This is a genomic window from Jannaschia marina (assembly GCF_013404595.1).
GTDB classification, from domain to species: Bacteria; Pseudomonadota; Alphaproteobacteria; order Rhodobacterales; family Rhodobacteraceae; genus Jannaschia; species Jannaschia marina.
In genome coordinates, this window is the sequence record NZ_JABVAX010000005.1 from 35,766 (window position 1) to 49,530 (window position 13,765).

General features: G+C 70.6%; 13 protein-coding genes. 4 read left to right on the forward strand and 9 right to left on the reverse strand.

Features of this window, described 5'->3' with window-relative positions; all coding sequences use genetic code 11:
• Positions 1-8 precede the first annotated feature (8 nt).
• The 9 genes from HSX43_RS10520 to HSX43_RS10560 all read right to left on the reverse strand — a co-directional run bounded on the left by HSX43_RS10520 (position 9) and on the right by HSX43_RS10560 (position 8,902).
• Positions 9-545, reverse strand: coding sequence for an RSP_2648 family PIN domain-containing protein (locus HSX43_RS10520; RefSeq protein ID WP_179380091.1), 537 nt, complete (start codon positions 543-545; stop codon positions 9-11).
• The gene (locus tag HSX43_RS10525; RefSeq protein ID WP_179380092.1) at positions 542-1,744 is read right to left on the reverse strand and encodes an RSP_2647 family RNA methyltransferase; all 1,203 of its coding nucleotides are present in this window, start codon (positions 1,742-1,744) and stop codon (positions 542-544) included. Before HSX43_RS10525 ends, HSX43_RS10520 begins: the two co-directional genes overlap by 4 nt.
• A gap of 86 nt (positions 1,745-1,830) precedes the next feature.
• Entirely contained in the window at positions 1,831-1,968 is a 138-nt protein-coding gene (locus tag HSX43_RS10530; protein ID WP_179380093.1) for an RSP_7527 family protein, read from the reverse strand.
• A gap of 141 nt (positions 1,969-2,109) precedes the next feature.
• Positions 2,110-2,886: an HpcH/HpaI aldolase family protein gene (locus HSX43_RS10535; protein WP_235962619.1), complete on the reverse strand. Its 777-nt coding sequence runs from the start codon at positions 2,884-2,886 to the stop codon at positions 2,110-2,112.
• Positions 2,887-2,958: 72 nt separating this feature from the next.
• Positions 2,959-4,086 carry a FliM/FliN family flagellar motor switch protein gene (locus HSX43_RS10540; RefSeq protein WP_179380094.1) on the reverse strand — a complete coding sequence of 376 codons (1,128 nt, stop codon included), beginning with the start codon at positions 4,084-4,086 and terminating at the stop codon, positions 2,959-2,961.
• A 108-nt stretch (positions 4,087-4,194) separates the two neighbouring features.
• A complete protein-coding gene (locus tag HSX43_RS10545) occupies positions 4,195-6,867 on the reverse strand; it encodes a sensor histidine kinase (protein WP_179380095.1) in 2,673 nt (890 codons plus the stop codon).
• Between the two features lie 4 nt (positions 6,868-6,871).
• On the reverse strand, positions 6,872-7,177 hold the full coding sequence (locus tag HSX43_RS10550; protein WP_179380096.1) for a hypothetical protein: 306 nt from the start codon (positions 7,175-7,177) through the stop codon (positions 6,872-6,874).
• On the reverse strand, positions 7,174-7,584 hold the full coding sequence (locus HSX43_RS10555; RefSeq protein WP_179380097.1) for a response regulator transcription factor: 411 nt from the start codon (positions 7,582-7,584) through the stop codon (positions 7,174-7,176). Before HSX43_RS10555 ends, HSX43_RS10550 begins: the two co-directional genes overlap by 4 nt.
• Positions 7,577-8,902, reverse strand: a complete 1,326-nt coding sequence (locus HSX43_RS10560; protein ID WP_179380098.1) for a helix-turn-helix transcriptional regulator — start codon at positions 8,900-8,902, stop codon at positions 7,577-7,579. Before HSX43_RS10560 ends, HSX43_RS10555 begins: the two co-directional genes overlap by 8 nt.
• A 249-nt stretch (positions 8,903-9,151) precedes the next feature.
• Between HSX43_RS10560 and HSX43_RS10565 the strand changes: the two genes are divergently transcribed.
• The 4 genes from HSX43_RS10565 to HSX43_RS10580 all read left to right on the forward strand — a co-directional run bounded on the left by HSX43_RS10565 (position 9,152) and on the right by HSX43_RS10580 (position 13,736).
• Positions 9,152-10,528, forward strand: a complete 1,377-nt coding sequence (locus HSX43_RS10565; protein ID WP_179380099.1) for a substrate-binding protein — start codon at positions 9,152-9,154, stop codon at positions 10,526-10,528.
• Positions 10,529-10,649: 121 nt separating this feature from the next.
• Positions 10,650-11,681 carry a branched-chain amino acid ABC transporter permease gene (locus tag HSX43_RS10570; RefSeq protein ID WP_179380100.1) on the forward strand — a complete coding sequence of 344 codons (1,032 nt, stop codon included), beginning with the start codon at positions 10,650-10,652 and terminating at the stop codon, positions 11,679-11,681.
• A gap of 106 nt (positions 11,682-11,787) precedes the next feature.
• Positions 11,788-12,969, forward strand: a complete 1,182-nt coding sequence (locus HSX43_RS10575; protein WP_235962630.1) for a branched-chain amino acid ABC transporter permease — start codon at positions 11,788-11,790, stop codon at positions 12,967-12,969.
• 5 nt (positions 12,970-12,974) lie between these two features.
• A complete protein-coding gene (locus tag HSX43_RS10580; RefSeq protein ID WP_179380102.1) occupies positions 12,975-13,736 on the forward strand; it encodes an ABC transporter ATP-binding protein in 762 nt (253 codons plus the stop codon).
• Positions 13,737-13,765 lie beyond the last annotated feature (29 nt).

The following is a 13,765-nucleotide window of genomic DNA, read 5'->3' on the forward strand; positions in this document are numbered from 1 at the left end:
CGCGGCCGCTACCCGAGCGCCTTGCCGAGCCGCGGCAGGCGCGCGCGCTTCAGAAGCGGCCGCAGCGGCTGGTCCTCGCCCGAGAGGCGCGCGGCCGTCGCGCGCACCGTCTCGACGACGTCCGCCACCGCCATGCCGTCGCCCAGCCAGAGGTCCATCAGAAAGGCATCAGGGTTCTGCAAGACGATCCCCTCGGCCATGACATCCCGGCGCGGAAAATCCCGCATGTTGAAGGTCACCAGCCGGTCCGCGCCCGCATCCGAGGCGGCGGCGAGCACATGCACATCGTTCGGATCGGGGAGGTACAGGCGCGCCATCGTGCCCTCGCCCGGTCGCACCTCCGCCCCCGGAAAGGCCGCGCGCAACCCCGCGATCTCGCCCCGCGCGACGGCCTCTCCACCGGGGATCTTGCGCGCGGCCCGCGCCCATTCCTCCAGCACGCGCGGCGACCAGAGCGGACGATAGAGCCCCGCCGCCGCGCAGCCGGTCAGGATCTCCCGCAGGACGGTCGGGTAGAGGACGCAGGCGTCGAGAAAGACTTTCAATCAAGCATCCGGAACGTCAGCGCCTTGAGATAGCCGGTCTCCGCCAGTTGCGGATGCACCGGATGATCGGGCCCCGCGAAGCCCGTGTGGATCAGCTGGCCCGTCCGGCCCGCGCGGCCGATCCCCCGGATGCAGGCGGCGCGGAATTTCGACAGCTCCGCCGCGTGCGAGCAGGAACAGAGCGTCAGGTATCCGCCCGGCTCCACCAAAGGCGCGGCGAGCCGCGCGACCCGCTCGTAGGCGCGCAGGCCGGCGGTGAGCGCAGGCTTCGCCGGGGCGAAGGCGGGCGGATCGGCGACGACCACCTCGAAACGCGCGCCCTCCTCCCCGAGCGCAGTCATGACGGCGAAGGCATCGCCCTGCCGCGTCGCGAAATCGGCGGCCCGGCCCATCCGCGTCGCGCCCTCCGTCGCAAGCGCCAGGGCCGGTGCGCTGCCGTCGACGGCGAGCGCCGAGGCCGCACCGCCCGCGAGCGCCGCCAGCCCGAAGCCGCCCACGTGGCTGAAGACGTCGAGCACGCGCGCCTCTCGGGCCAGACCGGCCACGAACGCGTGGTTCGGCCGCTGGTCGTAGAAGAGCCCCGTCTTCTGTCCCCCGGTCAGATCGGCCATGTAGGTCGCGCCGTTCATCGGCACCGGAAGGGCCGCCTCGACATCGCCCGCGAGCCACCGCGTCTCATCCGACAGACCCTCGGTCGCCCGTGCCCGGCCGCTCGCGTTCAGGAGGACATGGGCGATCCCCATCTCGCCGAGCGTGGCGGCGATCTCCTCCGCGCGCGCGTCGGCCCAGGCCGCGTTGGGCTGCACCACCGCCGCGTCGCCGAACCGGTCGATGACGACGCCGGGCATCCCGTCGGCCTCGGCATGGATCAGGCGGTAGAACGGCGCGTCGTAGAGCCGTTCGCGGTGCGCCAACGCGGTGGCGAGCCGGGCGCGCAGGAAGGCCCCGTCGATCGCCGCCTCCGCATCGGGCGAGAGGACGCGGGCCGCGATGCGCGAGCCCATGTTGACCGCCACGGTGGCGAGCGGGGCGCGCTCCGCATCCTCCAGCACGGCCAGGGTGCCGGGGGCGAGCGCGCGGCTGCGCCGGTCGGCCACCACGTCGTCGAGATAGACCCAAGGGTGCCCGTGGCGGATGCGGCGCGCGTCGGCCTTGGGTTTCAGGCGCAGGCGCGGGCGGGCGGTGGCATCATCGGTCATACCGCCCGATACGCCCTTCCCCGGACAAGCGAAAGGCCCCGCGCGGGGGCCTTTACATCGGCTCTGGCCGGCGCGGGTGAGCCGGCTCAGGCGTGGGCGGCACCGGCGGCGCGGCCACCGCGCAGGCGGGCGACGAGGCCGGCGAACAGGTCGCGCAGGTAGGCGGCGCGCATGGCGCGGGCGCGGGCTTCGATTTCGATCATGTCGACGGTTGGCTGGGTCATGGTCTTCTTCTCCGGGTCTCGGCGGCGGGGTCACCCACCTCTTCTGGTTGATCCGAAGTTATGCCGCACTGCCGCAAATTACCAATGCGGATGCGGCATTTCCCCCATGCGCCGGGTGCAAGGCCCCTGATATCCCGTCCCCTAGGGCACCTCGCGGATGCCGGCCGCGGCGGCGCGCGCGCCCTGCAGGATCCAGCCATGCTCCGAAGAGACGACGAAAACGCTAAACCCATGCGTGCGCCAGGCGGCCGCCGTGGCGGCATCGGGCACCCAGGTGACATAGGCCTTGCCCGCCGCGCGGCAGGCCGCACCGACGGTCTCCATCGCCGCCTTCAGGTCCGCGTTGTCGAGGCTCTCGTGCCCATAGGCCACGCTCAGGTCCGCCGGCCCGGTGAAGAGCCCGTCGATCCCCGCGACGCCCGCGATACCCTCGGCCGCCTCCACGCCCTCCGGCTCCTCGATCTGGGCGAGCACAATCGTCTCGGCCCGGCTCCGTTCCAGCAGATCGGGCATCGTGCCCGAGGTGTAGCCGGCCCAGCGAGTCGAGCCGGCATATCCGCGCCCGCCGTGACCGAAGCGCGCGGCGGCGGCGATGGCGCGGGCCTTCTCCACGCTGTCGACATGCGGCACGACGATGCCGGTCGCGCCCATGTCCATCACGTCGAGGATGCGCGCCGGGGCCCCGTCGCCAATGCGCACGAGGACGGGAAAGTCCCGTGCCCGCGCAACGGCGAGGCAGGCGTCGAGAGCGGCGCGGTCGAAGGGCGCGTGCTCGGCGTCGAGGCAGACGAAATCGAGGCCCGAGAGGATCAGGATCTCGAGCGCCACATGGCTCGGCGTCTTCATGAAGGTGCCGACGAGCCGTTCGCCGTCGAGCATCCGTTTGCGCAGCCCCATGGGCGTGGTCGTCGCGGTCATCTGGGCCTCCCCTTGAGCCGCCTCAGGATGCAGCTTCGGGCGGCGGGGACAAGCCCGTTCGCACCGATGCGCTCAGGGCAGATCCGGCAGGTCGGGAAGGTCCGGCAGGTCGGCCAGGTCCGCCGCGACGGCGGGGTCGATCGCCGGGGCTTCGGGCGGCGGGGGTGCGGATGCGGCCGGCGCGCGCCCTTCGGCAAGACGCGGCGGCTCCGTGCCGAAGCCGTCGTCGTCCGGGGCCTCCTCATCCCGGCTCCGCGCCTCGCCCGGAAGCGCCGCGATCTTCACCGCGCGCATCCCGTTGAGCTGCCCAAGGCGGGCCTGCATCGAGGTGCCGCGCGGCACGCGCGCCCGGCCCCGCATCACCACGCCCGACGCCCCGCCGTGCAGCACCACCTCGGCGAGCGCCTGCGGCTCCAGTTCGATCAGGTCGCCGACCTTGAGCGTCAGAAGCCGCGAGAGCGGCATCCGCATCGGCGGCAGAACCGCCTGCAACAGCACCGGCGCGTCCTCCGCGGCGGCGCGCATGGCGACCTTCCACCCGGCCTCGGGGTCGATGTCGTCTCCCGCCGCCGGCAGCGCCATCTCGTCCACCGGCAGCAGGATCGAGACCGCGCCGTCGCGCCCCGCCGCGCCAAGCCGCAGGTCGAGGTCTACGCGCAGGTAGCGCCGCGCCGTCAGGATGAGCGGCAGCGAGTCTGGCCCCGCGACATAGCTGCCCGCCCGCAGCCCGCCCGGCACGGGCTCCGCGCCGTCGGGGGGCAAGAGGCGTCCTATCTGTTCGAGGAGAGCGCGGGCGAAGGGCTGCGCCAGCGCCGCGTCGATGCGCGTCGGGCGCCGCCCCGGCCGCCCCGGACCCTCGACCCGGCCGATGGTCTGCACTTCCACGAGCGCATCCGTCATCGCCGGATCGAGCACGATCAGACCCATCAGCGCGGCCAGCACGTCTGGCGAATGGGCCACGATCTCCTCCTGCGTGAGATCGGGCGGGTCGATCATCAGGCAGAGCGCGTTCGCGTCGAGATCGGCGAAGGCCGCCTCCGCATCCAGCCGGCGCGAGCGACGCCCCGCCGTCGAAAGACCGAGGCCCGCCATGCCGTCGCCCACCCGGAGCGCCCCCATGGCGATCGCCCGTTCGAGCCCGGGGGCCGGCGCGGTCTCGGCCGCCGGCGCACCCGCGCCGCCGGGACGGTGACCGGCCATGCGGTGGAGAACGGAAAGGGGCGAATCGACGGGCATTGCGGTCCGGGCGGTAGCGTGACGCCCTCCTGTCTGCGCGATAGGGGTTAACAAAGCCTTGTGGCGCGATGCCTATTCCGCCGCATCCGCCATCGGGACGTCGCGCGGCAGCCGCACGCGGAAGGCCGCGCCCCCCTGCCCCGGCAGATAGGCGATGTCCCCGCCGAGCCGCAGCATCACCTCCCGGCAGATGGCGAGGCCGAGCCCCGCGCTCCCGGCCGCAGCCTGATCGCTGAGCCGGGCGAACTTCTCGAAGATGAGCCCGCGGTCCCCCGGTGCGATGCCCGATCCGTTGTCGACGAAGTCGACGACGAGCGCATCCGCCTCCGGCCGCACCACGATCCGCAGCGCGGGAGCCTCCGCATCGCAGTACTTGCCGGCATTGGTGATGAGGTTGATGAAAACCTGCGCCAGCCGGTCGCCGTCTGTCCGCAGCGTCACCACCTCGGCCGCCGGGTCCCGCGTGAGCGTGAGGCCCGTCTGCCCGGCCGCCGTCACCGACCGCTCGATCACGTCATGCAGGTCGACGTCCGCGGGGTTCAGCACGACCTGGCCCGACTCAAGCACGGTCAGGTCCAAGAGGTCGTCGAGAAGTCGCGTCAGGCGCTCGCTCTCCTCGAGGATGATGCCGGCGTAATGCGTCCGGTCCGCGTCACTCAGGTCCGCATGGCGCAGGATGCCCGAAAAGGCGCGGATCGACGTCATCGGCGTGCGCAGCTCGTGGCTCACCTGGCTCAGGAATGCATCCTTCTGGTGGCCGAGCGCCGTCAGCTTGTCGTTGACCGCGCGCAGCTCGCCCGCCGTGCGGGTCAGCTCCTGCGACTGCGCCTCGAGGCGGGTGGAATACTCCATGATCTGCGCCGTCTCGTCGGCCACGGCCAGCAGATCCTCGACCGAGACCGCGGCATCGCCGGTGATGCCCGTCACCATCGCATAGGCCGTCGCGCCCCCGACCGATCCGGCGAGGCTGCGCTCCAGCCGCTCCAGCAGCTCCGGCGTCGTCTCCGGCAGCGCGTCGGGGCGGCCCTGTGCCGCGGCCTCGGCCGCGAAGAGCGCCTGCGCCTCCTCCGCCCCGAGGATGCGCTGCGCCATGACCAGAAGCTCCTCCGCCCCGGCGCTGGCCCGTCGCCGCCCGGCCCGCGCGGGCGTCGCCCGGTCGAAGACCTGCACGAAGCGCGGCGTCTGCAATTGCTCCATCACCGTTGGCCGCGACAGGAGCGACGCCGCGCAGAAGACGAGCGTGTTGAGCCCGAGCGACAGCACGAGCGCCGTCACCAGCGGGTCACCGGCCAGCCCGAAGAGCGCCTCGGGTCGGAGCGCCGCGATCCCGAAGGGCCCGGCGGCGAGGAACGCCTCCGAGGCCAGCACCGGCACCAGCATCGTCCAGGCCCAGACGGCGAAGCCCGTGGCGATGCCCCAGGCGGCCCCGAACCGCGTCGCCCCCGTCCAGAAAAGGCCGAATAGAAGCGCCGGCAGGACCTGCACCATGCCCACGAAGCTGATGAGGCCGATCGAGGCCAGTGCCGCCGTCCCCCCGGTCGCGCGGAAATAGGCGTAGCCCATCGCCAGCACCACGAGGATCGACACCCGCCGCGCCCGCAGCACCACGTCGCGGACGTCACCCGAGATCGTGGCCCGCCGCGCACCGTCGCGCTCGTTGAACGCCAGCCAGAGCGGCATGACCACGTGGTTCGACAGCATCGTCGCCAGCGCGACCGCGGCCACGATCACCATCGACGTCGCCGAGGAGAAGCCGCCGAGGAACGCGAGCAGCGCCAGACCCTCCCGCCCCTCGGCCAGCGGCAGCGTCAGTACGAAGAGGTCGGGGTTCGCGCCCGCGGGCATCCGCGCGAGGCCCGTCGCGGCGATCGGTACCACGAAGATGCACATCGCCAGAAGGTAGGCCGGAAAGGCCCAGGAGGCCGTGGCGAGGTGGCGCTCGTCCGAGTTCTCGACGACGAGCACCTGGAACATCCGCGGCAGGCAGATCACCGCCGCGCCCGACACGAAGATGAGCGCGGCCCACCGCCCCGGTACCGCCGTCCAGTCCGCGAGCTCCGACGTCGCGATCACCTCCCGCGTGGCGGCCGCCCCCCCGTTCAGCCCCCAGACCACGAAAAGGCCGACCGAGAGGAGCGCCACCAGCTTCACGATGGCCTCGACCGCGATGGCGCTGACGATGCCGTCGTGCCGCTCACCCGTGTCGAGCTTGCGCGTCCCGAAGAGGATCGTGAAGACGGCGAGGCCCGCCGCCACCCAGAAGGCGAGGCCCTTGAGTTCCGACGCTTGCGTTCCTGGCGCGGCGAAGACCCCGAAGGAAAGCGTGACGGATTGCAGTTGCAACGCGATGTAGGGCGTCGTGCCGACCACGGCGAGAAGCGTCACCAGCACCGCGATCGAAGTCGACTTGCCGTAACGCGAGGAGATCATGTCGGCGATCGAGGTGATCCGCTCCGCCCGCCCGATCCGCACCAACTTGCGCAGCACCCACCACCAGCCGACGAAGACGAGCGTGGGCCCGAGGTAGATCGTCATGAACTCGAGCCCCGAGCGCGCGGCGTAGCCGACCGCGCCGTAGAACGTCCAGGCGGTGCAGTAGATCGAGAGCGAAAGCGTATAGATCGCCGGTCCGCGCAGGAGGCCGTGGCCTCGTGCCGCCTGCCGCTCGCCCGCGAAGGCAACGAGGAAGAGGAACGCGACGTAGACGAGCGAGAGCGCGATCAGCAGGTTGAGCGACGGTCCCATCGCCTCAGCCGTCGCCGTCGTCGCCCACCCGCGCGTCGGGGGCCTCCGCTTCGGCCCGCAGATGCAGCCGCCCGAGCCATGCGGCGAGCCCCAGGAGCATCAGCCAGGACGCGAAGAGGTAGATGAGCCAGGGGGCGGTCGCCCCCGCGGCCGCCGGCCCGTCGGAGAGTACGAAATCCGGCAAGAGGAAGAGCGCGCCGCCGAGAAACGGCAGGAGCCGCGCGCCGTCGGCCACCCGCGCCCGGCGCAGGGCCCGGCGCTGGGCGGCGCTCGCGTCCGGGGCGAGATCGGGGGGCGTGGCGCGGCTCACGCCGTCGACCGGGCCAGCGCGGTGACCGCCGCCACCAGCTCCTGGTTGGAAAACGGCTTCGTCATGAAGCGGCTCGCCCCGAGGGCCTCGGCCCGCTCCCGGTCCTTCGCCTGGCCCTTGGCCGTCAGCATCAGGACCGGCAGATCCCGCGGCACGTCGCCCGCCCCCTCCCGGATACCGCCCAGCACGTCGAAGCCCGAGCGCCCCGGCAGCATCACGTCGAGCACCACGACGTCCGGCGCGTGCCGCGCGATCGCCTCGAGCGCGGTCGCCCCGTCCGAATGTGTCGACACCCGCCAGCCCGCCTGCCCGAGCAGGAAGGAGATCGCGGTGGCGATGTTCTGTTCGTCCTCGATCAGGAGCACGCGCGGAATATGCTCCACCGCTCTCCCTGCTGCGTCAGCCATGCCCGGCCTCCCCTCCGGTCATTCCCGGGTCCGATCCTTCCACGCGTGCGCCCCCGCTGTCCAGCGCCGTGCCCTCCGAAAGGACCGACGGCTCCCGCCGCGCGGCGCACCCCGTGCGCGGGCAGACGCGGCAGCCGGGGCCGACCGGGGCCCCCGCGCCGGCGCTGCGCGCCCGCGTGAGCAGCATCGTCGCGCGCAGCACGGGCACCGCGCCGAAGCCCGCGGGCGCGATCGGGCTGGCGACGGCATGGGCGTGCCAGCCGGCCCCGTCGGGCGTCTCGATCACCGTGGCGAGCGGCCGCCCCGGCTGCGCGAGCGCCGCGTAGAGCGGCCAGAGCGGGCAGCCCGCGCCCATCACCGGCAGCGCGAAGCCCGCCACCGGCTTGCGGCGCAGGAGCGCGCCCGCCGCATCGCAGATCACGAGGCCCCGGCCCGGATCCACCACCCCCATCCTGCGCAGCACGAGCGCGAGGTCGCCGCCCGCCGCGGCGATCAGGTCGTCGGGCCCCGCCGCCGCCTCGACCTCCATGCGGGGCAGCCGCTCCGCATCGGCGGCATCGCCCGCCAGTACATCGGTCGCCAGCCGCCGCGCCGCCCCGTCCTCGATCCCGGCGACAAGCTCCGGCACCGCCGCCGCGCCCCGCTCCTCCAGCGCCTCGAACCGGTGGCCGGCGGCGTCGAGGAACTGCGAGACGATCTCCGACGGCAGAAGCCGCGCGTCGCCCCCGTCCTTGCGCGCTCCGAAGAGCTCCATCACCGCCTCGACCCCCTCGGCCAGCCGGCGGCTGTCGGCGTCGAGGTTGGCGTGGAAGCGGCCGCGCCAGTTGGCGTCGATCTCCGGCGTCTGGGCCAGGATCGAGGCCGTGGACCGCACGACCGAGACCGTCGACAGAAGCTCGTGCATCGCCTCGGCGAGCGTCGGGTCGTGCGAGAGCCGGTCGGTCAGCGCCTCGATCGTGCGCGCCTGCGCGGCCAGCGCCCCGGCCTGCGCCACGGCGAGCCGTGCCCAGCCCGGATGCCGCCGCGCCACCTCCGCCGCCTCGGCCCGCGCCTCCGGGTCGAGATCCGCCGCCGCCCCGACCGCCTGCAGCGCCTCGACGAGATCCGAATCCCCGTCCTCGGCGAGGGCCGCACGGTCGATGTCGAGCGCCGCGGCGATCCGGGTCAGGAGCGCGCCCCCGATCGCGCGGCGGTTGTGTTCGATCAGGTTGAGGTAGGACGGCGAGATCTCCGCCGCCGCCGCGACCGCCGCCTGCTTCCGCCCGAGGGCGAGCCGGCGCTCCCGGATCCGATGGCCGGTGGGAACGAGACGGGCCATACAACCTCCTGATGTGAGAGCCTTGCTGCATCTGCACGGGCGGCGATGCCGCACCTGCGGGAGAAGCAATTTACAGGTTTCCGCTCCGCGCTGTCATTTTCTTTACAAGAAAATTCTTTCCTCGCGAAGCCTTATTGAAGGTTTGACCCTCCGTCCCGCAAGCTGTCCTTGTCCCGTCAAGGTAAGGCGGGCTGTTCCGGTCCACTCTGGAGGGGGATGGGCCGGTCTCATAAAAAGGGAGGGTCTTGGATGACCAAATCGAACTTCACCCGTCGCGGCGTGCTGAAGACCGGTGCCACCGCCGGTGCCGGCCTCGCCGTTCCGACCGTCTTCACGGGCGCGGTCTGGGCCGATGGCCATACCGGCTTCACCAACGCGCCGCAGGGCGACACCGTGACGCTGGGCTTCAACGTGCCGCAGTCCGGCCCCTACGCCGACGAGGGTGCCGACGAGCTGCGCGCCTTCGAGCTGGCGGTCGAGCACCTCAACGGCGAAGGCGACGGCGGCATGCTGCAGACCTTCTCCGAGAAGAACCTCGACGGCACCGGCATCCTCGGCAAGAAGGTCGCCTTCGTCACCGGCGACACGCAGACGAAGTCCGACGCCGCCCGCGCCTCCGCCCGCTCGATGATCGAGAAGGACGGTGCCATCATGGTCTCCGGCGGCTCGTCCTCGGGCGTGGCCGTCGCCGTGCAGGCGCTCTGCCAGGAGGCGGGCATCATCTTCATGGCCGGCCTCACCCACTCGAACGACACCACCGGCAAGGACAAGAAGGCCAACGGCTTCCGCCACTTCTTCAACTCCTACATGTCGGGCGCCGCGCTCGCCCCGATCCTGGCCGCGCAGTACGGCGAGGACCGCAAGGCCTATCACCTGACCGCCGACTACAACTGGGGCTACACCACCCAGGAGGCCGTCCAGTCCTCGACCGAGGCCATGGGCTGGGAGACGGTCAACTCCGTGCTGACCCCGCTGACGCAGACGGACTTCTCGTCCTACATCGCGCCGGTGCTGCAGTCGGACGCCGACATCCTCGTGCTCAACCACTACGGCGGCAACATGGTCAACTCGCTGACCAACGCGGTGCAGTTCGGCCTGCGCGACCGCGAGGTGAACGGCAAGAAGTTCGAGATCGTCGTGCCGCTCTACTCGGAGCTGATGGCGCGCGGCGCGGGCGAGAACATCGCCGGCATCCTCGGCTCCCAGAACTGGGACTGGAAACTCGAGAACGAGCTTGGCGAGCGCTACTCGGGCACCAATGCCTTCGTGAAGTCCTTCGGCGAGAAGTACGGCTTCCCGCCGAGCCAGGCCGCGCACACCTGCTACGTGCAGACGCTGCTCTATGCCGACGCGGTCACCCGCGCGGGCTCCTTCAACCCCTGCGCCGTGGCGGAGGCCCTCGAGGGCTTCGAGTTCGACGGCCTCGGCAACGGCCCGACGCTCTACCGTGCCGACGACCACCAGTGCTTCAAGGACGTGGTCGTGGTGCGCGGCAAGGAGAGCCCGGAGAACGAGTTCGACCTCGTGGAGATCGTCGAGGTGACGCCGGCCGACCAGGTCACCTACGAGCCCGACCATCCGCAGTTCGCGGGCGGCTCGCTCGGCGAGTGCAACCCGGGGGCCTGAGCCTCCCTTCCCGCTCCGGCTCCGTGCCGGGGCGGTCTCTCCCCGGTCGCCGCTCCTCGTGCGGGCGGCGGCCCACCTCTCTCCTCTCACCGACCATTCGCATCCACCGGGGGCCGCGCACATGGAAGCCATCATTCTTCAAGTCCTGAACGGGCTCGACAAGGGCAGCGCCTACGCGCTCATCGCCCTTGGCCTGACCCTGATCTTCGGAACGCTGGGCGTCGTGAACTTCGCCCATGGCGCGCTCTTCATGCTGGGCGCCTTCTGCGCCGTCACCTTCTCGCGCCTGCTGCAGCTCAGCCACAGCGTCGTCGACGAGACCCGGACCGACTTCCTCGGCAATCCGCTCAAGGTCGACGTCTACTACGTGCAGGAGATCTTCGGCGAAACCGCCGGTGCCGCGATCATCGACTGGGCCGTGCCGCTCTCGATCCTCTTCGCGATCCCGGTGATGATCGCCATCGGCGTCGCCATGGAGCGCGGCCTCATCCGCCACTTCTACAAGCGCCCCCACGCCGACCAGATCCTCGTGACCTTCGGCCTCGCCATCGTGCTGCAGGAGATCATCAAGTACTTCTACGGCGCGAACCCGATCCCCACGCCCGCCCCCGACGCCTTCGTCGGCTCCTTCGACTTCGGCGTACTCTTGGGCTTCGATCCGGGCGGCATCGTCTATCCCTACTGGCGCCTGATCTACTTCCTCTTCGCCGCCGTCATCATCGCCGCCGTCTTTGCCTTCCTGCAGTTCACCACCTTCGGCATGGTCGTGCGCGCCGGCATGGCGGACCGCGAGACGGTCACGCTCCTCGGCATCGACATCGACAAGCGGTTCACCATCATGTTCGGCATCGCCGCCGCCGTCGCGGGCCTCGCGGGCGTGATGTACACGCCCATCAACTCGCCGAACTACCACATGGGGATGGACTTCCTCGTGCTCAGCTTCGTCGTGGTGGTCGTCGGCGGCATGGGCTCCCTGCCCGGGGCCGTCCTCGCGGGCTTCCTTCTGGGCATCATCGAGGCCTTCGCCTCCATGACCGAGGTGCTCGACGTGCTGCCCGGCATCAACCAGATCATCATCTACCTCGTGGCCATCATCGTGCTGCTCACCCGTCCCCGTGGCCTCATGGGCCGCAAGGGCGTGATGGAGGACTAATCCCATGACAGACCAAGCCCAACACGCCCCCGCGGCGACCCCCAAGCCCGCCGCCCCGGCGCGCGCAAAGGGGGGCAGCCTCCTCGGCCTCGGCCGCAAAGACTTCATGCTCCTGCTCTTCGTGGCGGCGCTCATCCTCTTCGCGCCGTTCCTCCTCAACCCCTTCCCCGCCGGCAGCGCCATGGCGCAGTTCAACGCGGGCTATCCCGACCTGATGCAACGGTTCGTGATCTTCGGGATCTTCGCGATCGGCTTCAACATCCTCTTCGGCCTGACGGGCTACCTCTCCTTCGGCCACGCGGCCTTCCTCGGGGTCGGCTCCTACGCCGGGATCTGGATGATGAAGCTGCTGACGCTCAACGTCATCCCCGCGATCGTCGCCTCGGTCGTCGTCGCCGGTCTCTTCTCGCTCGTCGTGGGCTTCATCTCGCTGCGCCGCTCGGGGATCTATTTCTCGATCCTGACGCTCGCCTTCGCAATGATGTCCTACGCGCTGGCCTATTCGGTGCTCACCCCGATCACCGGCGGCGAGACGGGCCTGCAGCTCAAGTACTTCGACCCCCGCGTCCTCGACGCGCCGCTCGAGGCGGGCGTAACGCCCCGCGCCAACCTCTTCGGGATCGACATGCAGGCCAGCACCAACATGCGCTTCGGAGCCTGGATCTTCACGCTCAACGCCGGCTACTACATCGCGGGCGTGGTGATGCTGATCGCCTTCTACCTGTCGATCCGCCTCTTCCGGTCGCCCTTCGGGATGATGCTGCGCGCGGTCAAGTCGAACCAGAACCGCCTGAACTACACCGGCATCTCGCCCAAGCCCTACACCCTCGCGGCCTTCGTGATCTCGGGGATGTACGCGGGCCTCGCCGGCGGACTCCTCGTCGCGATGGACACCCAGGTCGGCGCGGAGCGCATGTTCTGGACGGCATCGGGAGAGGTCGTGCTGATGACGATCCTCGGCGGGGCCGGCACGCTCATCGGGCCGGTGCTGGGCTCGGGCTTCATCAAGTACTTCGAGAACATCGTCTCGAAGATCAACGAAAGCACGCTCAACGCCTGGTTCTCCTTCCTGCCCGACGGGCTTCAGGACGTCGTCGTGGCGATCATCTACCCCTTCGTGGGCAAGGGCTGGCACCTGACGCTCGGCCTGCTTTTCATGGCGGTGGTCATCTTCCTGCCGGGCGGCCTCGTGCAGGGCGGGCAGAAGCTCGTGACCGTCTTCCGCCGCGACCGTAAATCCGCCGACGCCGAGAAGGCCGCGGCCGAACAGCGCCAGACGCAGGAGTGACCGACATGGGAATTCTCGAAGTCAAGAACGTGGGCAAGCGCTTCGGCGGCCTGCAAGCCCTGGGCGACGTCAACCTCTCGGTCGCCGACCAGTCGGTCCACGCGATCATCGGGCCGAACGGCGCGGGCAAGTCCACGCTCCTCAACTGCCTCGTCGGCAAGCTCATCCCCGACACCGGCTCCGTCACCTTCGAGGGGCAGAGCGTGCTGGGGCGCAAGCCGCACGAGATCAACCAGATGGGCATCTCCCGCGTGTTCCAAACGCCCGAGATCTTCGGCGACCTGACGGTGATGGAGAACATGATGATCCCCTGCCTCGCCAAGCGCGACGGGGCCTTCTCGATCAACGCCTACGGTGCGATGATGCGCGACGCCGAAATCGTGGAGCGTGCCGAGCACATGCTCGAGGACATGAACATGGCCGACAAGCGCGACATGCACGCGGCGTCGATGTCCCGCGGCGACAAGCGCCGGCTGGAGATCGGCATGTGCCTCGCGCAGGAGCCGCGGCTTCTCCTTCTCGACGAGCCGACGGCGGGCATGGCGCGGGCGGACACCAACAACACGATCGACCTCCTGAAGGAGATCAAGGCGTCGCGCCCGATCACCATCTGCATCATCGAGCACGACATGCACGTCGTCTTCTCGCTGGCCGAGCGGATCACCGTGCTCGCCCAGGGCACGCCCCTCGTCGAGGACACGCCCGAGAACATCAAGGGCCACCCGAAGGTCCGCGAAGCCTACCTCGGCGAAAGCTCCGGGCACTGAAACGACGGTGGGCACGGTGATGCCCACCC

Bases quoted from the DNA above. Each gene is read 5' to 3' on its own strand.
- HSX43_RS10560 (WP_179380098.1), bottom strand. From the start codon at position 8,902: ATGGCCCGTCTCGTTCCCACCGGCCATCGGATCCGGGAGCGCCGGCTC.
- HSX43_RS10525 (WP_179380092.1), bottom strand. From the start codon at position 1,744: ATGACCGATGATGCCACCGCCCGCCCGCGCCTGCGCCTGAAACCCAAG.
- HSX43_RS10555 (WP_179380097.1), bottom strand. From the start codon at position 7,584: ATGGCTGACGCAGCAGGGAGAGCGGTGGAGCATATTCCGCGCGTGCTC.
- HSX43_RS10565 (WP_179380099.1), top strand. From the start codon at position 9,152: ATGACCAAATCGAACTTCACCCGTCGCGGCGTGCTGAAGACCGGTGCC.
- HSX43_RS10575 (WP_235962630.1), top strand. From the start codon at position 11,788: ATGCTCCTGCTCTTCGTGGCGGCGCTCATCCTCTTCGCGCCGTTCCTC.
- HSX43_RS10570 (WP_179380100.1), top strand. From the start codon at position 10,650: ATGGAAGCCATCATTCTTCAAGTCCTGAACGGGCTCGACAAGGGCAGC.
- HSX43_RS10540 (WP_179380094.1), bottom strand. From the start codon at position 4,086: ATGGCCGGTCACCGTCCCGGCGGCGCGGGTGCGCCGGCGGCCGAGACC.
- HSX43_RS10545 (WP_179380095.1), bottom strand. From the start codon at position 6,867: ATGGGACCGTCGCTCAACCTGCTGATCGCGCTCTCGCTCGTCTACGTC.
- HSX43_RS10580 (WP_179380102.1), top strand. From the start codon at position 12,975: ATGGGAATTCTCGAAGTCAAGAACGTGGGCAAGCGCTTCGGCGGCCTG.
- HSX43_RS10530 (WP_179380093.1), bottom strand. From the start codon at position 1,968: ATGACCCAGCCAACCGTCGACATGATCGAAATCGAAGCCCGCGCCCGC.
- HSX43_RS10535 (WP_235962619.1), bottom strand. From the start codon at position 2,886: ATGACCGCGACGACCACGCCCATGGGGCTGCGCAAACGGATGCTCGAC.